Annotated in this window: 22 protein-coding genes; 11 read left to right on the top strand and 11 right to left on the bottom strand. The window is 68.1% G+C overall.

The genetic code is table 11. The features are described from left to right. The 5 genes from U1E69_RS10430 to U1E69_RS10410 form a co-directional block, all read left to right on the top strand. Positions 1-689 (top strand): sodium:solute symporter family transporter (locus U1E69_RS10430; RefSeq protein ID WP_416200271.1); only part of this gene is annotated, 689 nt, incomplete at its 5' end. A 62-nt stretch (positions 690-751) separates the two neighbouring features. Next, positions 752-2,575 (top strand): DUF294 nucleotidyltransferase-like domain-containing protein, encoded by a 1,824-nt coding sequence (locus U1E69_RS10425; RefSeq protein ID WP_322244314.1) that lies wholly within the window; start codon positions 752-754, stop codon positions 2,573-2,575. A gap of 7 nt (positions 2,576-2,582) precedes the next feature. Next, positions 2,583-3,101, top strand: coding sequence for a hypothetical protein (locus tag U1E69_RS10420; RefSeq protein WP_322244313.1), 519 nt, complete (start codon positions 2,583-2,585; stop codon positions 3,099-3,101). 2 nt (positions 3,102-3,103) lie between these two features. Next, on the top strand, positions 3,104-3,484 hold the full coding sequence (locus tag U1E69_RS10415; protein ID WP_322244312.1) for a response regulator: 381 nt from the start codon (positions 3,104-3,106) through the stop codon (positions 3,482-3,484). Between the two features lie 4 nt (positions 3,485-3,488). Further along, positions 3,489-5,546 (top strand): exonuclease domain-containing protein, encoded by a 2,058-nt coding sequence (locus U1E69_RS10410; RefSeq protein ID WP_322244311.1) that lies wholly within the window; start codon positions 3,489-3,491, stop codon positions 5,544-5,546. A 73-nt stretch (positions 5,547-5,619) separates the two neighbouring features. Here the strand turns inward: U1E69_RS10410 and truA are convergent, their stop codons facing one another. Beyond that, positions 5,620-6,393: a tRNA pseudouridine(38-40) synthase TruA gene (gene truA / locus U1E69_RS10405; RefSeq protein ID WP_322244310.1), complete on the bottom strand. Its 774-nt coding sequence runs from the start codon at positions 6,391-6,393 to the stop codon at positions 5,620-5,622. A 212-nt stretch (positions 6,394-6,605) separates the two neighbouring features. Here truA and U1E69_RS10400 point away from each other — a divergent pair, with 212 nt between their 5' ends. The 3 genes from U1E69_RS10400 to U1E69_RS10390 are packed head-to-tail and all read left to right on the top strand — an operon-like array spanning position 6,606 to position 9,444. After that, positions 6,606-8,021 carry a YcjX family protein gene (locus U1E69_RS10400; RefSeq protein ID WP_322244309.1) on the top strand — a complete coding sequence of 472 codons (1,416 nt, stop codon included), beginning with the start codon at positions 6,606-6,608 and terminating at the stop codon, positions 8,019-8,021. Beyond that, positions 8,018-8,464: a GNAT family N-acetyltransferase gene (locus U1E69_RS10395; RefSeq protein WP_322244308.1), complete on the top strand. Its 447-nt coding sequence runs from the start codon at positions 8,018-8,020 to the stop codon at positions 8,462-8,464. Before U1E69_RS10400 ends, U1E69_RS10395 begins: the two co-directional genes overlap by 4 nt. Then, a complete protein-coding gene (locus U1E69_RS10390) occupies positions 8,461-9,444 on the top strand; it encodes a TIGR01620 family protein (RefSeq protein ID WP_322244307.1) in 984 nt (327 codons plus the stop codon). The genes U1E69_RS10395 and U1E69_RS10390 overlap by 4 nt, the downstream gene beginning before the upstream one ends. Positions 9,445-9,596: 152 nt before the next feature. Here the strand turns inward: U1E69_RS10390 and U1E69_RS10385 are convergent, their stop codons facing one another. Both U1E69_RS10385 and pth read right to left on the bottom strand, forming a co-directional pair. Further along, complete coding sequence (locus U1E69_RS10385) at positions 9,597-10,592, bottom strand: DUF2332 domain-containing protein (RefSeq protein ID WP_322244306.1); 996 nt, start codon at positions 10,590-10,592, stop codon at positions 9,597-9,599. Between the two features lie 32 nt (positions 10,593-10,624). Beyond that, entirely contained in the window at positions 10,625-11,299 is a 675-nt protein-coding gene (gene pth, locus U1E69_RS10380; protein ID WP_322244305.1) for an aminoacyl-tRNA hydrolase, read from the bottom strand. Between the two features lie 72 nt (positions 11,300-11,371). Between pth and U1E69_RS10375 the strand changes: the two genes are divergently transcribed. Then, on the top strand, positions 11,372-12,055 hold the full coding sequence (locus U1E69_RS10375; RefSeq protein WP_322244304.1) for an FkbM family methyltransferase: 684 nt from the start codon (positions 11,372-11,374) through the stop codon (positions 12,053-12,055). On the opposite strand, the gene U1E69_RS10370 is transcribed toward U1E69_RS10375, so the two are convergent. Beyond that, positions 12,032-12,619: an NAD(P)H-dependent oxidoreductase gene (locus U1E69_RS10370; RefSeq protein WP_322244303.1), complete on the bottom strand. Its 588-nt coding sequence runs from the start codon at positions 12,617-12,619 to the stop codon at positions 12,032-12,034. The two genes, U1E69_RS10375 and U1E69_RS10370, sit on opposite strands and share 24 nt — an antisense overlap. A 76-nt stretch (positions 12,620-12,695) precedes the next feature. On the opposite strand from U1E69_RS10370, the gene U1E69_RS10365 reads away from it, so the two are divergent. Beyond that, positions 12,696-13,286: a TetR/AcrR family transcriptional regulator gene (locus U1E69_RS10365; RefSeq protein WP_322244302.1), complete on the top strand. Its 591-nt coding sequence runs from the start codon at positions 12,696-12,698 to the stop codon at positions 13,284-13,286. Positions 13,287-13,427: 141 nt separating this feature from the next. Here U1E69_RS10365 and U1E69_RS10360 read toward each other — a convergent pair whose 3' ends face one another. Together U1E69_RS10360 and U1E69_RS10355 are read right to left on the bottom strand one after the other, a co-directional pair. Beyond that, positions 13,428-14,033: a 50S ribosomal protein L25/general stress protein Ctc gene (locus tag U1E69_RS10360; protein WP_322244301.1), complete on the bottom strand. Its 606-nt coding sequence runs from the start codon at positions 14,031-14,033 to the stop codon at positions 13,428-13,430. A 106-nt stretch (positions 14,034-14,139) separates the two neighbouring features. Further along, positions 14,140-14,502 carry a DUF6404 family protein gene (locus tag U1E69_RS10355; RefSeq protein WP_322244300.1) on the bottom strand — a complete coding sequence of 121 codons (363 nt, stop codon included), beginning with the start codon at positions 14,500-14,502 and terminating at the stop codon, positions 14,140-14,142. Positions 14,503-14,661: 159 nt separating this feature from the next. Between U1E69_RS10355 and U1E69_RS10350 the strand changes: the two genes are divergently transcribed. Further along, positions 14,662-15,807, top strand: a complete 1,146-nt coding sequence (locus U1E69_RS10350) for an MFS transporter (protein ID WP_322244299.1) — start codon at positions 14,662-14,664, stop codon at positions 15,805-15,807. On the opposite strand, the gene U1E69_RS10345 is transcribed toward U1E69_RS10350, so the two are convergent. From U1E69_RS10345 to U1E69_RS10325, 5 genes are read right to left on the bottom strand one after another with little or no spacing between them, the layout of a single operon-like run. Continuing rightward, positions 15,795-17,378, bottom strand: a complete 1,584-nt coding sequence (locus U1E69_RS10345; protein ID WP_322244298.1) for a 5-guanidino-2-oxopentanoate decarboxylase — start codon at positions 17,376-17,378, stop codon at positions 15,795-15,797. The two genes, U1E69_RS10350 and U1E69_RS10345, sit on opposite strands and share 13 nt — an antisense overlap. Next, a complete protein-coding gene (locus tag U1E69_RS10340) occupies positions 17,375-18,562 on the bottom strand; it encodes a pyridoxal phosphate-dependent aminotransferase (protein ID WP_322244297.1) in 1,188 nt (395 codons plus the stop codon). The genes U1E69_RS10345 and U1E69_RS10340 overlap by 4 nt, the downstream gene beginning before the upstream one ends. Continuing rightward, complete coding sequence (locus U1E69_RS10335; RefSeq protein ID WP_322244296.1) at positions 18,559-19,218, bottom strand: TetR/AcrR family transcriptional regulator; 660 nt, start codon at positions 19,216-19,218, stop codon at positions 18,559-18,561. Before U1E69_RS10335 ends, U1E69_RS10340 begins: the two co-directional genes overlap by 4 nt. 57 nt (positions 19,219-19,275) lie before the next feature. Next, positions 19,276-20,166: a cation diffusion facilitator family transporter gene (locus U1E69_RS10330; protein WP_322244295.1), complete on the bottom strand. Its 891-nt coding sequence runs from the start codon at positions 20,164-20,166 to the stop codon at positions 19,276-19,278. Next, the gene (locus tag U1E69_RS10325) at positions 20,156-20,716 is read right to left on the bottom strand and encodes an SH3 domain-containing protein (RefSeq protein WP_322244294.1); all 561 of its coding nucleotides are present in this window, start codon (positions 20,714-20,716) and stop codon (positions 20,156-20,158) included. The genes U1E69_RS10330 and U1E69_RS10325 overlap by 11 nt, the downstream gene beginning before the upstream one ends. Between the last annotated feature and the right edge of the window lie 41 nt (positions 20,717-20,757).

The following is a 20,757-nucleotide window of genomic DNA, read 5'->3' as shown; positions in this document are numbered from 1 at the left end:
CTCTGGCAGCACAAGGCATCGTCGGCAACGAGCTGACCACCGTGAACAACGACATCATGGTGCTTGCCAACCCCGAGATCGCCAAGCTTCCGGGCTGGGTGATCGCGCTTGTCGCCGCCGGTGGTCTTGCCGCCGCGCTGTCGACGGCTGCGGGCCTTCTGCTGGCCATCTCTTCGGCCATCAGCCACGACCTGATCAAGGGTGCCTTGAACCCGAACATCAGCGAAAAGGGCGAGCTTCTGGCCGCGCGGATCTCGATGGCCTTCGCCATCGTCCTGGCGACCTGGCTTGGCTACAACCCGCCCGGCTTTGCCGCGCAGGTGGTGGCGCTGGCCTTCGGTCTGGCAGCCGCGACGATCTTCCCGGTGCTGATGATGGGGATCTTCTCGACCCGAGTCGGCAAGGAAGGCGCGATTGCCGGCATGCTGGTCGGTCTGATCACGACCTCGGTCTACATCTTCCTGTTCCTGGGCTGGTTCTTCATCCCCGGCACGAACGTGTACCCGAACACGCCTGACGCCCACTGGTTCGGCATCTCGCCGGCAGCGTTCGGCCCGATCGGTGCGATCCTGAACATTGCGACGGCCTACATCGTCTCGGCGATGACCAAGGCTCCGCCGCAGGAAGTGCAGGACCTGATCCAGTCGATCCGCGTGCCCAAGGGTGCCGGCAAGGCCCAGGCCCACTAAGACCCTTGCGCCCCCGGGACCAACCCGGGGGCGCATCCCTTTTTCACCGGACAACTGGGATCATGGATCAGGACAGCACCGCGCTTCTGGCCTTCCTGGAGACGGTCCACCCCTATGACAGCCTGCCGCGGGACGAGATGGCGCGGGTCGCCGCCTCTTTCAGCCGCAGACATTACGACGACGGCGCCGTGATCTATTCGGCGGGTCAGCCGATGACCGGCATCTTCCTGATCCTGGACGGCTCGGTCGAGGTGCTGGAGCCTTCCGGCGGCCTCGTCTCACTCCTCGGTCCCCGCAACAGTTTCGGCGAACGCGGGCTGATGCGCGACGGGATCGCGGTCACGACGGCGCGGGCGACCGAGGGGGCGGAAATCCTGATGCTGCCCGAGGCAGAGTTCCGCCGCCTGATCGCGACCTACCCGGCCTTTGAACGCTTCTTCCACCGCGGTCGCCAGCATGAAAACCGCGAGGCCGACATTTCGACCCGCAAGGTCGGCGACCTGATCGCGCGCGCGCCTATTGCGGTCGGTCCCGACACCCCGATCCGCGAGGCGGCACAGAAGATGCGGGAGGCGCATATCTCGTGCCTGGCGATCACCGAGGGCGGGCGGCTGGTCGGCATCGTCACCGCGCGGGACTTCGTGAACAAGGTGCTGGCGCTTGGGCTGGACCCTGCGGCCCCTGTCAGCACGGTGATGGCTGCCGACCCGATGGTGCTGACGCCCGAGTCGCTGGGATCGGACGTGCTGAACCGCATGCTGGAGCACCGCATCGGGCATCTGCCGGTGGTGGACGACGGCAAGCTGGTGGGCATGATCACCCAGACCGACCTTGTGCGGTTCCAGGCGGTGTCCTCGGCGCTTTTGGTCCGCGATGCGGCGACGGCCGGGACAGTGGCGGAACTGGCCGAGAACACGGCGCGCATCCCGCGGCTGCTGGTGCAGCTGGTCGGCGGCGGGTCCGCGCATGAGGTGGCGACACGGCTGATCACCGACATCGCCGATACGGTGACCCGTCGCCTGCTGGCGATGGCCGAGGCCGAACTGGGGCCGGCTCCGGTGCCGTACCTCTGGCTCGCTTGCGGAAGCCAAGGGCGGCAGGAACAGACGGGTGTCAGCGATCAGGACAACTGCCTGATGATCGACGATGCCGCGAGCGAGGCCGACATGGCCTATTTCGCGCGCCTGGCGAAGATCGTCTCGGACGGGCTGAACGCCTGCGGCTATGTCTACTGCCCCGGCGACATGATGGCCACGAACCCGCAATGGTGCCAACCGGTCCGGGTCTGGCGCGAGTATTTCCGCAAATGGGTGGCGACCCCCGACCCGATGGCGCAGATGCTGGCCTCGGTGATGTTCGACCTGCGCCCCATCGGCGGAACCGCCAGCCTTTACAGCGATCTGCAGGCCGAAGTGCTGGAGATGGCCGCCAAGAACTCGATCTTCGTGGCGCACATGATTTCCAACAGCCTGAAGCATTACCCGCCGCTCGGGCTGTTGCGCGGCTTTGCCACGATCCGGTCGGGCGAACACAAGAACCACATCGACCTGAAGATGAACGGCGTGGTTCCCGTGGTGGACCTGGGCCGGATCTACGCCCTGATCGGCCAGTTGCCGGCGGTGAACACCCGCGCCCGGCTGGACGCGGCGGCCGAAGCGGGGGTCATCAGCCCCAGCGGTGCGCGTGACCTGATCGAGGCTTACGACCTGATCGCTGAAACCCGCCTGGAACATCAGGCGCGGCGGGTGAAGGCGGGCGAGCGTCCCGACAACTTCATCGCGCCTTCGGAACTGTCGGACTTTGAACGGAGCCACCTGCGCGACGCCTTCGTTGTCGTCCGGACCATGCAATCCGCCGTGGGATCGTCCCGCGGCGCCAGAAGTTGAGACCCAAATGGCCCTTGAACTCCTCGGTTCGTTCTTCGTCGCCCTGACGCTTGGCCTTCTGGTCTGGGCGCTACGCAAAAAGTTTGCCGCGATCCCGGCCTGGGCCACACCCGCCGTGGCCGGCGCCGGGCTGATCGCGACGGCGATCTACATGGAATACAGCTGGTTCAACCGCGTCGCTGCGGCCCTGCCTGCGCAGTTCGTGGTGGCCAACCCCGAAACCGCCACCTCGCCGCTGCGACCCTGGACCTTCGCCGTGCCGGTGGTGAACCGCTTCACCGCGCTGGACGGCTCCAAACTCGCCCGCCACCCCGAGCGGGACGATCTGGTCGTCGCCCCGGTGTTCGGCTTTGCCCGCTGGCAGAACCCGCAAACCGCCCTGATGGTCTTCGACTGCATCGGCAAGCGCCGCGTGCCGGTGACCGAAGGCATGGCGATCGACGCGAACGGCACCCTGACCGGCGCTGACTGGCTGGTGCTGGAAACCCCGGATGGCCTGCAACAGGCCGCCTGCAAGGAGGGCTAGGGATGGACCGCAAGCCGCGTATCCTTGTCGTCGAGGACGAGGACAACATCGCCGTCGCACTTGACTACCTGATGACGCGCGAAGGCTATGACCACGACCGTGTGGCCAGCGGTGCCGACGCGCTGCCGCGCATCCGCGACACCCACCCGGACCTTGTCCTTCTGGACGTCATGCTGCCCGAGGTCTCGGGCTACGAGATCTGCGAAGGCATCCGCACCGACCCCTCGCTGTCGGACGTGAAGGTCCTGATGATGACCGCCCGCGGGTCCACCATCGAACGGCGCAAGGGGCTGGCGCTGGGGGCTGACGGGTTCATCTCGAAACCCTTTGAACTGAAGGACTTGCGCGACGAGGTGCGGCGACTTCTGGCGCCCGGGGTCTAGGGGGATGCTGACCCGCCTTTCCCTTCGCCTGCGGGTCTTCCTGATCTTCGCGGGCCTCGCCGCCGCGATCCTGATGGCCACGGGCCTTGGCCTCTGGCTGGGCTACAGCCGCCTGGGTCAGCCTGGTATCGGCCAAGGCTTCGTCCAGGCCGGGGTCCTGGCGGGCTTTGCGGCCCTGGGGCTGGTGGCCGCGGTCTGGTACCTTTTCGACCTGAACGTGGCCAAGCCCATCGAGACCCTTTCGGGTGCCCTGCGCGCCCGCGCCCATTCCGATGTGACCGCCGGGATGGATGCCGCCATCGCGCGCTATCTGGGCGATCTTGCCCCCGCCGCCCAGGCCGCCGCGCAAAGCCTGGCCGAGACCCGGTCGGCCCTGGCCGAAGCCGTCGCGCGTGAGACGTTGCGTCTGGGTTCGGAGAAGGCCCGGCTGGAGGCGCTTCTGTCCGATGTCCCGGTCGGCGTGGTCCTGTGTTCCGCCGACCATGCGCTGGTCTTCTACAACGGTCCCGCCGCCGATATCATCGGCACCAACCGGGGGCTGGAGGCGGGCCTTGACCGCAAGCTCTTCGACTACCTTCACGCAGCCCCCCTGCGGCTGGCGCACGAACGCCTGATCGCCACCGGCGATCCCGACGCGGTGTCGGACCTTCTCTGCACCACCACGACAGGCGCGCGCGTGCTGGCCGCCCGGATGCGTCTTCTGGGCGACGGGGGCACGCAAGGCTATGTGCTGACGCTGCGCGACATAACCGGCGACATGGTCGCAGATGCCCGGCGCGAGGCGATGCTGGAAGGCGCGCTCGACAGCCTGCGCCGCCCGTCCGCAGCTCTGGCGACGCTGGTCGGCGTGATGCCCGACGACGCCTTGCCCGCACCGATGCAAGGCGCGCTGCGGGAAGAGGTCGCTCGGCTGAGCCAGGCCGTGACCCGCTTCGGCGCTGCCCGGGACGAGGCCCTGTCCGAAACCGGCGCTCTGCCGCAGACCCGCGCCTATGACCTGGCGCAAGGGCTTGTCGCCCGCCTGGGCGCGCAAGGGATCACCATCACGACAGAAACCGCCGACCTGATCCTGCGCTGCAACGGCTATGAGATCCTGACGCTTCTGGAACATCTTGCCCGCCACCTGTCGGACCGCGCGACCCTGCACCTGACCATCGAGGAAGAGGACACCGGTGCCGCGATCCGCCTCTCGTGGACCGGCCCGCGCGTGGGCGTGGGCGAGCTGGACGGCTGGCTGGCCTTCCCCCTGTCCGACGACAGCGACCGCCCGGCGCGCAGCGTCCTTGCCGCACATGCGACCGAGATCTGGCCCGAGACACTGGGCGACGGTCGCCCCGCCCTCTGCCTGCCAATCCGCCAGGCGCGCCGCGCCGTCGCCCGCCCGAAGCCGGTGGCGCGCAAGGTGGTCTACGACTTCGACCTTCTGTCCCCCGCCCGTACCGACAAGCTGGCCGACACCCGCCTCGACCGCCTGACGTACGTGGTCTTCGACAGCGAGACGACGGGCCTCAACCCCCGCCAGGGCGACGAAATCGTGCAGCTTGCCGCCGTCCGCATCGTCAATGGCAGAAGGGTCGAGGGCGAGGTCTTCGACACTTTGGTCAACCCTGGCCGCGCCATTCCCGCTGTCTCGACTGAAGTGCATGGCATCACCGACGCGATGGTCGCCGACGCGCCGCCCGTCGCCGATGTGGTCCGCCGCTTCCACAAGTTCGCGGAAGGCGCGGTGCTGATCGCCCATAATGCGCCCTTCGACATGGAGTTCCTGCGCCGGGTCGAAGGACAGCTTGGCCTGACATTCGACATGCCGGTGCTGGACACGGTCCTTTTGTCGGCGGTGGTCTACGGCCAGCACGAGGTCCACAGTCTTGACGCGCTATCGCACCGGCTGGGGATCACCATCCCCGAAGAGGACCGTCACACCGCGCTGGGCGACACCGTCGCCACGGCGGATGCGTTCCTGAAGCTGATGCCGATGCTGGCAGGCCGCGGTCTTGACACTTTCGGCGCTGTCCTGACCGAGGTGCGCAAGCACGGGCGGCTCCTAAAGGACCTGAACTGACGCCTCCTCGTTCGACTGCGTCGCCTCGTCGGGGCGCGCACCCTGCGAGGAGGGACGAAGTCACCGACGAGCGTTACCCCGCGAAGGGGTCCACCGGATAGCTGACCCCCACCAGATAAAGCCCCTGCGGCGGGCTTACGGGGCCACAGGCGGCCCGGTCCCGCGCCTCCAGCGCCGCGCGAACGTCTTCCGGCGCCCAGGCCCCGGCCCCGACGCGCTCCAGCGTGCCGACGATCGACCGCACCTGGTTGTGCAGAAAGCTGCGGGCGGCAAGGTCGAACCGGTATTCCACGCCACCGGGATAGGGGCGTTCGGTGATCTCGATCCGGTCCAGCGTCTTCACCGGGCTTTTCGCCTGGCACAGGGTCGACCGGAAGGTGGTGAAGTCGTGATGCCCGACCAGCTCTGCAGCACCCGCCCGCATCGCGTCGACGTCCAGCCGGTTCAGCACCTGCCAGACCAGACCCCGGTCATGCGTGACCGGCGCGCGGCGGGCGACAAGGCGGAAGCTATAGCGCCGCCCGATGGCCGAGAAGCGGGCGTGAAAGTCGTCGGGCACCCGCGCGCAGGCCAGCACCGCCACCGGATCGGGCCGCAGATGCGCGTTCAGGGCCGCGGCAAGCCGGAACGGGTCCCAGTCCTTGGTCAGGTCCCCATGCGCCACCTGCGCGGTGGCATGGACGCCCGCATCGGTACGCCCGGCTGCGGCAATGGTGTGGGGGCCGGGTTCAAGTTTTCCCAGCGCGCGCTCCACTGCCGCTTGCACCGAGGGCAACCCCTGCGCCTGCCGCTGCCAGCCCGCAAAGGGGCCGCCGTCATATTCGATCTGCAGGGCATAGCGGGGCATGGCTTTCCCTATCCCGGAATCATGCTTCCGCGCAATCCTCGCCCAATCCCGAATGTGCAAGGCCAAGTAATTGATTTCATGGGCCATCGAATTCTGCCCGCGCCTGGGAAGCGCAAGCGTAGGGTGGGCAATATTGCCCACCCACCCCACCCGCCTTCCATTCCCGCCCGGCCCGCCCTATCTTCGCCCCCACGCAGGAAAGGAACGCGGACGTGGCATTCTCCGGACTGACGGACGGGATCACCCGCGGGATCGAAGGTGCCGGGGCCAGCCTCTCCGAGACCCTCTTCGACACCACGCTTCGCCTTGGCGTGACCGGCCTCTCCCGCGCGGGCAAGACCGTGTTCATCACGGCCCTTGTCGCGAACCTTCTGAACCGGGGCCGGATGCCGCAGCTGAAGGCCCAGGCCCAGGGCCGCATCCAGGCGGTCTACCTGCAGCCCCAGCCCGACGTGACGCTGCCCCGCTTCGACTATGAGGCGCACCTTGCCGCCCTGACCGGCGACAGCCCGCGCTGGCCCGCCTCGACCCGCGCAATCAGCGAGCTTCGTCTCTCCTTTCGCGTCCAGCCGGCCGGGTTCCTTTCCTCGTGGCGCGGGCCCCGGACGCTGCACCTCGACATCGTCGATTACCCCGGTGAGTGGCTGCTGGACCTCTCTCTCCTTGACCAGAGCTATGACGCCTGGTCCGAAGCCACCCTCGCGCGGCTGGAACGGCGCGCCGAGGCCGCCCCCTACCTTGCCCTTGCCCGCGCCGAGGACGGCGCCCTGCGGCTGGACGAGGCCAGGGCCCGCCAACTGGCCGAGACCTTCACCGCCTACCTGACCGCCGCGCGCGACCTGGGCCGGGTCGACGTGACGCCGGGTCGGTTCCTTCTGCCCGGCGATCTTGCCGGGTCCCCTGTCCTGACCTTTGCGCCCCTGCCGAAACCGGCATCGACCGGCCGGAACAGCCTTTGGCGCGAGATGGAAAACCGGTACGAGGCCTACAAGATACGCGTCGTACGCCCCTTTTTCCGTGACCATTTCTCCCGGATCGACCGGCAGGTCGTGCTGGCCGATGTCCTCGGCGCGATCCACCAGGGGCCGCGTGCGGTCGAGGACCTGCGGCGGGTGATGGCCGAGGTTCTGTCAGGCTTCCGGCCTGGGCGGAACACCTGGCTGTCGGGCCTTTTCGGCGCACACCGGGTCGAGCGTATCCTCTTCGCAGCCACCAAGGCCGACCACCTGCACCACGAACAGCATCCCGCCCTGACCGCGATCACCGCCTCGCTTCTGGCCGAGGCGAAGCAGCGCGCCGACTTTTCCGGCGCGCGGACCGAGGCGATGTCGCTGGCCAGCTTGCGGGCAACGGTGGAGGAGGTTGTGACGCGGGACGGGGTGGAGGTGCCTGCCGTGCGTGGAGTGCTGCAGTCGACGGCCAAGCCCGCGCTGATGTATCCCGGCGCGCTTCCGTCCGACCCGTCGCGCCTGTTGTCCCCGGCGCGGGAGGGGGCGGAGGCGTGGCTGGATGCGGACTACCACCTCATGACCTTCGCTCCGGCGCGGCTGACCCTGCGGCCGGGGGAAGGCCCGCCGCATATCCGGCTGGACCGGGCCGTGGAATTTCTGATCGGAGACCAGTTGTGACCGGCTGGAGCATCGCGGATGCCGATGAAAGTGACGTGTGCGCTTTGGCCCGGATCATCGGTGACTGGGTCCACGAAACAGACTGGATGCCGGTTTTGCATACCCCCGAGGATGACGAGGTATTTGTCGCAGCACTGCCTGGTACCCACAAAGTCCGGGTTGCGCGACGCGGCGCAGATCGGCTGGGCTTTCTCGCGCGGCGAAGCGGCCATGTTCAGGCGCTGCATGTTGCGGCCGGATCGCGTGGACTGGGCATCGGAAAGGCCTTGCTGCATGAGGTCATAGAGGTTGAACCCACCGTCGAACTTTGGACGTTTCAGGCGAATCTGCGCGCTTTGACCTTCTACCGCCGCGAAGGGTTTCAGGAGGCGGAAAGGACTGACGGTTCCGGCACCGATGAAGGTCTGCCCGACGTCCGCCTGATCTGGAGACACAAGACATGAGCCGCCCGCCGAAGCCGTTCCTGGAAGAGATGGAGGAGGCGCTCGATCCCTCGCTCGCGCCGCCGGTGCCGGATGCCTTGCCCGAGGGGCAGGCGATGCAGGCGGTGGCGGCCCTGTCCCAGCGCAGGGGGACGGCCCTGACGCGGTTCGCGGTCTGGGCCTTCGGGGCGCTTTTCACCTTCGCGCTGTCGGTCGCGGCCTATGATTTCGTCACCGGGCTTCTGGCGCGGAACGTGGTGCTGGGTTGGGCGGCTTTCGCGCTGGTCGTGGTGGCCGTCGCGGCGGCTTTGGTGCTGGCGTTGCGCGAATGGGGGGCCTTCCTGCGGCTGGGGCGGCTGGACGGCTTGCGGGCGCGGGCGGTCGAGGCGCGGGCCACTTCGGACCTGAAGGAGGCGCGGCGGGTGGTGGCCGGTCTGGTCTCGCTTTACGGCGCGCGGGGCGATACGGCCTGGGGCCGGGCGCGGCTGGCGGAACGCGAGGCCGAGGTGATGGACGCCGACGCCCTTTTGGCGCTGGCAGAGCGGGAATTGCTGGCGACGCTGGATGCCGAGGCGCGGCTGGTGATCGAGGCCGCTGCCCGGCAAGTGGCGACGGTGACGGCACTGGTGCCTCTGGCGCTGGCGGATGTGGCGACGGCGGCGGTGGCGAACCTGCGGATGATCCGGCGGATTGCCGAGATCTATGGCGGGCGGTCGGGGAGCTTTGGCAGCCTGAAGCTCCTCCGCCGGGTGTTTGGGTCGCTGGTGGCGGCGGGGGCTTTGGCGCTGACCGACGACATGATCGGGTCCGTGGCGGGGGGCGGAGTGCTGTCCAAGCTGTCGCGCCGGTTCGGCGAAGGCGTGGTCAATGGCGCGCTGACCGCCCGGGTCGGGGTGGCGGCGATGGAGCTGTGCCGCCCGATGCCGTTTGCAGCGCTGGAACGGCCAGCGGTGTCATCGCTGGTCAGCCGGGCGCTGACGGGACTGGTGTCGCGCGGGTAGGGGCGGTTTTCAAATTGAGCGCCTTGCGGCGCAAGCCTTTTGTCTCGCCCTTTGCGCGTGAAGAACGCGCAAAGGGCTCGGGCGAGCCTCCGGCGGGGATATTTGTGGCCAGGTGAAAGGGCTTTCGCTCCGGACCCTTGCCGTGTCTTGCGTCACGCCGCGGGAGCGGTCCAGTCGACCCAGCGGCCGTGGAAATCGGCGCGGCCAAAGGGGATGGTTTCGCCCCGTGGCCAGAGGGTCAGGGTCAGCCCGGCGCCGGGGGATTGGTCGTCGGCTTCCATCGACAGGCAGGCGATGGGGCTGGTTTCGCCTGAGGACTGCAGTGCGGCGCGTACGCGGGTCCGCGTGGCGGTCGGGAAGTATTGCCAGGCGACGGTGTGGAAGACGAGGTGCAGGGCGCCGTCATGGCGGGTTTGCAGGCGGCTGTCCAGCCAATCGGCGGCATCGGCCTGGTCGACCGGGGGTCGGAGCCGGGCGGCAAGGTCCAGTGCTGTGCGGGTCCGGGCGATGCGGTCGGTCTGGTCGGCCCAGATATAGGCCAGAAGGCGCAGGCGGTCGGTCGTGGGATCGAGGGGGTTCAGGTCGGTGCCCCGGCGGTCGAGGATCGTGGGGGCGGCCCTGGGCGGCAGTGCGCCGGTCCAGTCGGGGGTGAGGGTGAGGACGGCGTCCGCGGGGCCGAAGGTCTGGCCCTCGGCGGTCATGGCGTAGTGGTCCCAAAGCAGATTGAGGCCTGCGCTGGCACCGAGTTCGCTAAGGACCAGCGGCAAGCCATAGCGCGTGGTCAGCCAATGCGCGGCGGCGATCAGAACGGCGGAGCGGCCGACCTCGTTCGTCTGGGGCGCGGATGCGAGCCAGTCGAGGAGAAAGGCGGGGTGGCGGGCGATGGCGGAAAGGGCTGCGGCGGTGGGGTCAGTCAGGGGGGCGGCGTAGGCGGCCGCAAGGTCTGGATCGGTGCCGCTTAGGACAAGAGCGTGCAGCCCGGCGGCAAGCCGGAGAGGGACGGCGTCCCCCATCGACGAGGGGTCGCCGGCCCAGGTCAGCACGCGGTCGGCGACTGGGTCTCCGGGGCGAAGCGCCGCGGCCAGACCGGCCATCAGCTTTGCCATCAGGGGCGAGCCAAGGGCAGCTCCGGCCCGGGCCTGTCCCATGAAAGCGTCGCGGACTGCCTGGTGCGGAGCCGTCAGCGGAACTTGTCCAGCAGCCTTTGCATCGGGCTGCGGGCATCTTCCGACGGTTGCGGGGCGGGCGCGGGCGGTTCGGGCTTTTCCTTTGTTGTCGAGGACCGGGGCGGCGCGGTGCGCAAGGCGACGGCGTTCATGAACTTCTGGCCATCGCCTGCGGCCAGCGCCTCGGCCCCGTCCGAGATGCCGTGGAGGAGGTCCTCCAGCCAGTCGGCGTCGGCCTTGGCGAAGTCGTGCAGCACATAGTCCGCGACGGCGTCCTTGTGGCCGGGGTGGCCGATCCCAAGGCGGACGCGGGCGTAAGCGTCGCCGAGGTGGCCGTGGATCGACCTCAGGCCATTGTGGCCGGCATGGCCTCCGCCCTGCTTCAGGCGCAGTTTGCCGGGGGCGAGGTCAAGCTCGTCATGGAAGACGGTCAGGTCGGCGAGGGGCAGCTTCCAGAAGGCGACGGCGGCTTGCACCGATTGGCCAGAGAGGTTCATGAAGGTCTCGGGTTTCAGGAGGGCGACCTTTTCGGTGCCGAGGCGGCCTTCGCTGACGAGGCCCTGAAAGGCCTTGCGCCAGGGGGTGAAGCCGTGGTCAGCGGCGATGCGGTCCAGCGCCATGAAGCCGATGTTGTGCCGATTCCCTTGATATTTCGCGCCGGGATTGCCGAGGCCGACCCAGAGTTTCATCCTTTGCTCTCCCCATGCGCGTTGGGTGGGGTATAGCTTTCGCGGGGGATCGAGACAACCAATGGGACCCGGATGCGCAGCTTCACCCTTCGCGGCCTGACGCTTTACCTGCCAGAGGCGGCGTTGAAGGGCAATCTGGAGCGGGCGCTGTCGTCGGGCCGCTACGAGAACCACGAGGCGGATGCGCTGCTGTTGCATCTGCGGCCGGGGGACCGGCTTTTGGACCTTGGCGCAGGGCTGGGGTTCATCTGTGCGGTGGCGGCCAGGGTGCTGGGGGACGCGGCGGTTGCGGGCGTCGAGGCGGGGCCGGAGACAGTAAGGCTGGCACGCAAGAACCTGGCGGCGAACGGGTTTCCTGGCGTCAAGGTCATGCGCGGGGCGGTGGTGGGGGTGGGCGAGGGTGAGGTGGAGTTCGGCCAGCGCCCGGCCTTCTGGGCCAGCGCGCTGAAGGGGCCGGAGGGTTGGCCGGAAAATGCCGACGTCATCCAGGTTCCGGCGCGGCCGATCGGGAAGTTGCTGGCGAGGTTCGCCCCCTCGGTGATCTGCTGCGATATCGAGGGGGGCGAGTTGGACGTCCTGGTTCAGCCCCTGCCGGGTGTGCGGCTGGTGGTGGTCGAGACGCATCCTTTGGTCTATGGGGCCGAGGGGGTGGCCCGGATCACCGCAGCGCTTGAAGCTCAGGGCTTTGTGCCGGCCGACGGGGCGAAGAAGGATACGCTGGCCTTCCTTCGATCAGGCGGCACGGGCGCCGAGTAGGCGGGTGTCCTCCAGCCAGCGGGCGCGAATCCGAGGGGTGCTGTGCTCGACCGGGGAGTAATGGGTGTGACGGACCGGCTTCAGGCCGACAAAGGACAGGATCTGGCGCTGCACCTGACGTTTCAGCGCCTGGCCATACATCAGCCAGAAGGCCCAGGACGGGGTGTCGGAGGTCAGCATGAAATGCGCGGTGCGGCCGGACAGGAGCGGTATTGGCAGACCCATGCGGCGCTGGCGCGGGTCAAAGGCGAAGCCCGGCAGGAGAGTGCGGTCGAAAAGACCCTTGGCTTTGGCAGGCAATCCGCCCCACCACATCGGCGTGATCAGCACGACGTGTTCGGCCCAGAGCAGGTCTTCGCGGAAGGCTTCAAGGTCGGGCTCCAGCGCTGGGGCGTTGCGGAAGCCGGCGTGGCCGAAGTCGGGGTCGAAGGACATCTCGGACAGCCGCGCGATGCGGACCTCGTGGCCCGCAGCCTGCGCCCCGTCGCGATAGGCTTGCGCAAGGGCGGCGCTGAGTGACAGTCTGGCAGGGTGCAGATCGACGACAAGGATGCGGCGGGACATGGGGGCTCCATAAAATGACTAAGGTCAGTTTTATGCAAAAAATGACCATAGTCAATAAATTTGGCGAGGGCTCTCGGTGACGCGGAAAGTGCAGGCGCGCAGGCTGGCGACGCGGGACCGGCTGCTGGCAGCGGGGCGGGAGATCGTCCTTTCGTCAGGGCTGTCGGGGCTGCGGACCGAAGACGTGGTGCAGCGCGCGGGGACGGCGAAGGGCACGTTTTTTGCGCATTTCGTCGACCGGGATCATTTTCTGGCAGCGCTTCTGGCGGAAAGCCTGGGGGCAGAGCTTGCGGGTCTGACGGCTCCGCAGGATCGCGAGGAGGTGATGCGCTGCCTCGATCGGGTCTATCGCCTTTTTGCGGCGGATGCCGAAACGGTGGCGCTGCTTGCGCGGTTCAGCGGTCCTGCGGGCGCGGGGATGGGGCTGGACCAGCTGATCTGTCTGGTGGTCGAGCGACTGTCCGAGGGTGTGGCACGAATGCAGGCGCGGGGAGAGGTTGGTTCACGCCGCGCACCAGAGGTCCTGGCCGAGGCGTTGATGGCGCAGATCTTCCACGCGGCGGCTTCGGCACAATGCGGGCTGCAGGGCGATGCCGGGGCGGTCAGGGCCCGAGCGGACCAGTTGCTGGTGGACATGGCCGAGGCTCTGCTCTGGCCGGAAGGCTAGGGACTGCTCCTCGTGCGACTTCGTCTTCTCGTCGCGGGGGAGGCGCCGCAGCGAGGAGTGACGAAGTCATCGACGAGCGGTTCCCCAAAAGCAGACGGGGGGCCCGAAGACCCCCCGTGCAATAGCAATCGTCACGTGCCGTCAGGCGGTGGCGGGTTCGTCTTCGACCGCGGCGAGGCCTGCCGGAGCGGCCACGTTCGCGATCACGAAGTTCCGGGCGATGGTCGGCTTGGCGCCGGCCGGAAGTTCGATGTCGTCGATGTGGATGACGTCGCCGATCTTCTTGCCGGTCAGGTCGACCGTGATGTGATCGGGAATGTCACCGGCGGTGACTTCCAGTTCGACTTCGTGACGCACCACAGTCAGGGTGCCGCCACGCTTGAGGCCAGGCGACGCTTCGTGGTTCACGAATTCCACGTGGATGAACAGCTCGATCCGGCTGTCGTCGTGGATGCGCATGAAGTCGACATGCGTCGGCATGTCCTTGACCACGTCGCGCTGGACGCCCCGGCACACGACGTGAACGTCGGGCTGGCCTTCAACCTTGAGGTTGAAGAGCGTCTGCAGGAAACGACCCTGCCGGAGCTTGGTCAGGAGGTAGTTGAATTTCATCTTGATCGCGACCGGCTCGGTGCCGTCGCCATAGATGATGCCAGGTACGTAGCCGTCACGACGGGCTTGACGGGCGGCCCCCTTGCCTGTCCCCGTCCGTACCTCGGCGGTAAGATCGATGATCTCGCGTGCCATAGGGTCTCTCCAATAAATAAGTCCGCCATCCTCCAAGGGTGCATGGCGCGACCGGGGGGCTATAGCGACGAATCGGTGGGAAGGGAAGCGCGAAGTTCCCGTGCCGTCAGAGGTCGCGCCAGGCAGGCAGATCGGCCCGAAGGGCCTGGAACCGGATCACGATGGCGGTGAGCATTCCCGCCACCACGCCGAAGGCAATGCTGCCCGAGACGCCAAGGTTCTGCAAAAGGCGGACAGGCCGGGCCGCGCTGTCGATGGACATGGCAAGCCAGTGGAAGCACAGGATGACGGCGCTGAGGCCAAGGGTCAGGAAGATCACCAGCCCCGGGACGGACATGTAATGCAGAGGACGCACCGGCAGGCCCAGCTTGGCTAGACTGCGCAGGAAGGGAGGAAAGCTGCCCGAGATCCCCGCCTCGCTTGCCAGGCCAAGCGCGCGCTGAAGCTTCAAACGATGATCTGAATTCATCATGCACCTCTTGTTGTGTCGTGCCGAAGCTATCCATCCTGATGGTGGCATGATTTTGACCCGGAGCTGTCGCTTTCGGTCAGGCACAAGGTCGCGGGTGGACTGGATGTGGGCGGCCCGGCGGGCTAGCTGTCATCTTCCCGTCCCCGGAGCCACGCGATGATCCCCCTCCAGACCCTGTCCGTCGCGCGCCCCGCCATCGGGGCCTTTGCGGCGATGGGCGTGCTGTGGGGGACCTTCGCGGCGGTGCTGCCGGACCTGAAGACGATGCTGGGGGTCGATGAAGCGCAACTGGGGCTTCTGATTTTCATGACGCCCATCGCGGCGATCAGCGCCATGCTGGTGGCCCCGGCCTTCGGCGCGGCGATGGGGCGGGCGGCGCTGCCGCTGGCGGTCCTTTTGATGGCGTTGGCCTTCATGCTGCCGGGGCAGGCCTCGGTCTGGTGGCTCTTTCCGCTGGCGATGGCCTGTGCGGGGGCGGCGACCGGGCTGACGGATGTCCTGATGAACGCGCGAGTGTCGGCGATCGAGACGCAACGCGGCTTGCACCTGATGAACCTGGCCCATGCCGCCTATTCCTTTGGCTATGCGGGCGGTGCGATCCTGACCGGCGTCTTGCGGGGCGCAGGCTGGGGGCCGGACTGGGTCATGGGGACGATGGCGGCCGTGGGGGTCCTCTGCGCCGCGCTGACCATTGAACGGGACGGGCGGATCGACGGGCTGCGCAAGCCCAAGGACGGGACCGCAGTGCCGTTGGGTCTTGTGCCAGTGATCGGCGGAGGGATCGTCCTGATCGCCTTCATGACCGAGAACGCGGCCGAGAACTGGTCGGCCCTGCACATCGAGAAGACCCTGGGTGGCAGCCCCGAGGAAGGCGCGCTGGGCCCGGCGATGCTGGCCCTGACGATGGGCTTTGCGCGGCTGGGCGGGCAGTGGCTGGCCGGGCGGGTGGATGCCTTCACCATCCTGCGGGCGGGTGCGGTCATTGCGGCTGTGGGCGCGCTGGTCGTGGCACAGGCCCCAAGCCCCTTCGTCGCCTATCTGGGCTTCTTCGTCATGGGCATCGGCGCTTCAGTGCTGGCGCCGACAGCGTTCTCGCTGGTCGGGCAGATGAGCGCCGACGAAGCCCGCGCGCGGGCCGTCGCGCGGGCGACGCTTCTGGGGTACTTCGGCTACTTCGTCGGGCCGCCCCTGCTGGGGGTGCTGGCGGGGACCTTCGGCTTGCGCTTCGCCTTCGTCTGGGCGGCCTGCCTTGTCGCGATGGTCTTTGTCCTGGCGCCGATCCTGAAGCGTCAGCGGGCCTGAACCTCCAGGAAGCGCGGGCCGTCGTGCGGCGTGATCAGAAGCTCGCCCAGCTGGTCGGGGTCGGGGGGGACGCTGGCGAAGACCATGTCGCAGGCCATCGCGAAGTGCTCCATGTCAAGGGGCGAGGGGTGGCAGCCGAGGATCGGGTCGACCTTGGCCTGACGCAGCGCATCCTCGATCTCGCGGAAGCCGGCGTTGTTCCAGACGACGTAGGTGATGGGCAGTTTCTCGTCGACGGCGGTGCGCAGTTCGCCGGGGCTGAACTGCAACCCGCCGTCGCCGATCAGGCAGACCACCGGCACGCCGGGCGCGGCAATGGCAGCGCCGATCGCGGCACCCGGGGCATAGCCAAGCGCGCCATAGCCGGTGGCGGCGTTGAACCAGCCGCGCGGGCGGTCGTGATCGTAGTAAAGGTTCGCGGCATAGACCGGCTGGGTGCTGTCGCAGACGATGATCGCGTTCGGCATGGCGTCGCGGATCACCTCGACCATGTCGAGCCGGGCGGGCATGCCTTCGTCCAGCGCCGCAATCTCGGCCCGTGCGGCCTGACGGACCGCCGCGGCCCGGGCGGCACCGTCGCGGTTGGCGCGGATCGTCATCGGCATCAGCGCGGCCATCATCGCGCCGGCGTCGGCCTTGACCGGCATCTTGGCGGGGTGGCGGGCCAGCTGTTCGGCGCAGATGTCGATGCGGATCATGTCCGACAGGTTCGGCACGCGACCGTTGGCATACATGTCATAGTCGGTCGGCCCAAGCTCGGTGCCGATGGCCAGGATCTGGTCGGCGTCGGCGATGAACTTGCGGACCGAGGTCAGGCTGGGCGAGGCGGGGATGGTCAGCCTATGGCCGAACATCGCGCCGCGGGCATTGACGGTCTGGATCACCGGGGCGTCGAGGGATTCGGCCAGCTTCTGCAGGGGTTCCTCGGCCCCGCGGGTGCCGCCACCGGCCAGGATGACCACGCGCTCGGCTGCGTTCAGCGCGGCGGCGATGCTGCGCAGGCGGCCAAGCGGCAGGGGCACGGCGCTGCCCGAGACGACGGGGGGGGGCAATTCCGGGCAGGGCTGGCCCATCATGTTGGTGGAAATCTGGATATGCGCGGGGCCGGGGCGGCCTGCGGTCATCGCGGCGAAGGCACGGTCCAGGACCTCGCCCAGCTTCTTGGGGTCGGTGACGGTTTCGGTATGGCACAGCGTGGCGACCATCGCGCCCTGGTCGGGAAGTTCGTGCAACCGGCCAAGACCCTTGCCCAAAGTGTCGCTGCGGCCAAGGCCGGAGATCACCAGCATCGGCACGCTGTCCGCCTTGGCCTGCGCCATGGCGGTCAGGGTGTTGGTCAGGCCGGGGCCGGTGATGACGAAAGCGGCCGCGGACTTGCCGGACACGCGGGCATAGCCGTCGGCCATGAAGCCCGCGCCCTGTTCGTGGCGGGTGGTGACGTGGCGGATCTTGCCCTGGGCGGCGGCAAGGCCACGGTAAAGCTCGATTGTGTGGACGCCGGGGATGCCGAAGACGGTGTCGATGCCGCGGGCGATCAGGCCCTCGACCAGACGGATGCCGACGGTGGTCATGCTGCGTTCCCCAGGATGCTGGCCGCATGGGCGGCGATGCGATTGGCGGCTTCCCGCGTGCGGTCGTCGGGTTGGGTGAGCGACAGGCGGAGCCAGCCGGACAGTCCCGCGCCGAAGCTTTCGCCAGGCATGACGGCGACCTTCTGCTGGTCGAGAAGGCCGTAGGCGAAGGCTTCGCCGGAGAGGCCCGTGGCGCGGACGTCGATCAGGGCGAACATGCCCGCTTCGGGGCGGTGGACGTAAAGCCCGTTCACCCCGGACAGGGTATCCGCGATGATCCCGGCGCGACGCGAGAAGCGCTCGGCCATGCCAGCGGCGACGGGCGAAGGTTCGGAAACTGCAAGCTGGGTGGCATCCGCAAGAAAGGGCTGCGAGCCAAAAAGCATGGTTTCTGAAAGTGGCAGCATCCGCGCGCAGAACTCGACCGGGCCGACGCACCAGCCGGACCGGAAGCCGGGGGCAGCGTGGGATTTGGAGATCGACGAGGCGACGATGGTGCGGTCGGCCAGGTCGGCATAGTCCAGGGGGGAGGTGAAGGGGACGCCGGGGAAGACCAGATCCTCATAGACCTCGTCGCAGAGAATCCACAGGTCATGCGCCTTGGCGAGGTCGCCCAAGGCGCGGATGTCCTGGGGGCGGAGGACCGCTCCCGTGGGGTTGTGGGGCGAGTTCAGGAACAGGACGCGGCTGCGCGGCGTGATCCGGGAGGCCACATCGGCAGCTTGCATCCGAAACCCGTTCTCAGGCGTCAGCGGCACCGGGACGACCTTTGCCCCCGTCTGGGCAATCAGACCTTCGTAGGTCGCATACATCGGGTCGCCCAGCAGCACCTCGTCCCCGGCTTCCACAAGCGTCCGCAGGATGCCGTAAAGCACGGTCTGGGTGCCGGGCAGGCACATGATCTGGTCGCGCGTGATCTCGCGCCCACGACGGGCGGTGTAGCGGGCGGCAAGCGCGGCGACGAGACCGGGTTCGCCCCGTCCGTTGGAATAGCCGGTGCGTCCGGCCTGCATCGACCGGGAGGCGGCCTCGATGAAGCGGGTGGGGGTGGGGACATCGGGTTCGCCGATGGTGAACTCGATGATCTCTTCCCCCGCGGCCTTCATGGCGCGGGCGCGGGCGTGCAGTGCCCATTTTGCACCGCCAAGTCCGGACAGGCGGTCGGTGACGGAAGCGTATCTCATGGCGTGGTCTTTCCGAAATCGGGGAGCATGGCAGTGTGGTCCAAGAGGTTCACGCCCAGGATGGCGCTGACGGCATTGAGGCCGATGGTGATGACCTCGCCGGGTTCGAAGGTTCCGGGCAGAAGCGAGCCTTCGACCCAGAGCCCGTCGATCAGGGCATTGCAGGCGATGGCCTCGGCGCGGGTCTGGCCGGGCTTCACGTCGCGCGAAAGCGTGTCGATCAGGCGTTGCAGGGTGTCGCGGTAGGCAAGGTAGCTGGCTTCGTGCACGGCCATCAGATCGGGGTCGCTGCGGACCTTGTGCATGTAGCCGGCCCACAGCACCACGGCGCCCGCATCAAGGACCGGGGGCCGCAGCGAGGCGGCGATGAAGGCCGCCAGCCGTTCCTCGGGCCCCGCGCCGACGCCTTCGATGGCGTCCGAGCCCTTGGCGGTCATCCCGTCCATAAGGGCGCGGTAGGCGGCGCGGGTAAGCTCGTCCTTGGACTGGAAGTAGTGGCGGATCAGACCGGGCGTCACCCCGGCCCGTTCGGCGATGGCGCGCACTGTCGCGGCCTCGGGTCCGCCTTCGGCCACCAGTTCCTGAGTGGCAGCGATCAGCGCCGTGCGGCGGCTTTCTTCACTTTCGCGGCGGTAAAGGCGGCGGGCGGGTTGCATGGCATCCGACTGTTATACGTGCGTATAATCGTGCGAAGCCTTTTTGAAGTCAACCGCCTACGTCTCGCGGTAGACGTCCTTGTGGATGATGACATCGGCATGGGGATAGGCGTCAAGGATCGCGCGGCGCAGGCTGGCGCCGATGTCATGCGCCTGGCGCAGGGACTGGTCACCGTCCAGCTCGATGTGCAGGTTGACGAAGACCCGGCTGCCCGCGGTCCGGGTCTTGAGGTCATGGTAGCCGCGCACGCCGGGCCAGTCGGCGGCGATGCGGCCGATGCCTTCGATGATCCGGGGATCGGCGGCGCGATCCATCAGCGCGTCCCAGGCGTCCTTGCCGATGCGCAGGGCTCCGATCGCCATGACGACGGCGGCGGCCAGCGCGACGATAGCGTCGATGGACCCGATGCCATAGCGGCTGGAGGCCCAGAGCGCGCCGATGGCTCCAAGACTGGGCAGAAGGTCGCCCAGGTAGTGCAGCCGGTCGGCGGCGACGACCTTGCTGCCGGTCCGGCGGGCGACGCGGCCCTGCCACCAGACCAGCGCCAGGGTCAGGACGATCGAGATGACCATGACGATCAGCCCCCGCCCTTCGGACGCCAGCTGGTGCGGGGTGTCGGCGGTCAGGCGGGAAACGGCGGTCCAGCCGATCACGCCCGCCGAGACCAGGATGAACGTCGCCTGCCCCAACGCGGCAAGATCCTCGGCCGAGGTGTGGCCAAAGGCGTGGTCCTCGTCCGCGGGAAGGGCGGCGTAGACGATGGCGGCGGCGGCCACCAGCGACATCATCAGATCCATCGCCGAGTCGGCCAGCGAGGCCGCGATGGACAGCGCCCCCGTCTCGGCCAGGGCCCAAAGCTTCAGCGCAACAAGGGTGGCCGCGACCAGGACGGACGCCAGCCCGGCCGAGATCGCCAGGCTGACCCCTGCGTTCGGCTTACTGGACAACTTCGTCTTCCTTCACGCCCCAGATCGAACTCTTCCTGATCCAGCCCCGCGTGCCGTCCAGCGAAACGCGGCACCAGGCCGGGTTGCATTCCAGGATGCGTCCGATCACCCCAAGCTCGGCCTGCGCGACGACAGTTGCGCCATCGTCGGGGGTATCGTGAAGCTCGGCCATGTCGAGGGTGATCAGGGCGCTGCGGACGCCCGAGAGCAGCGAATAATGCACCCAGCCGCCTGCGCCTTCGTAATCCTCGACCCGGCGCCAGTTCTCGAATTCGGCAGTGATCTTCAGCGGCATGCCCGCGCGGGTGAAGACCCAGTCGATGCGGTGGGTCAGGCCAGGCCCGCGCCGCGCGTTGCCCTCGGACCCCTTCAGAGAGACGAAGCGGGGCAGGGGCAGGTTCGTCACGCAGCCGATATCCGGCTGGCACTGCTTTTCCGGTGGCCTGTCGGTCTTCGGCGCCTCGATCTCGGGCACGGCCGTCTCCTGCGCAGCGGCAAGCGTGCCCACCAGAGCGCCCAGAAGTGCCAGAACCGCGACCAACCGTTTCATCTTGCCGCCTTCCGGGATGCCGCACAGGACATCCGTGCCGT

The sequence above is a fragment of the Tabrizicola sp. genome (genome assembly GCF_034366665.1).
Classification (GTDB): Bacteria; Pseudomonadota; Alphaproteobacteria; order Rhodobacterales; family Rhodobacteraceae; genus Tabrizicola.
Note: the sequence above shows the minus strand (reverse complement) of the source record. Positions and strands in the feature narration are given on the sequence as shown.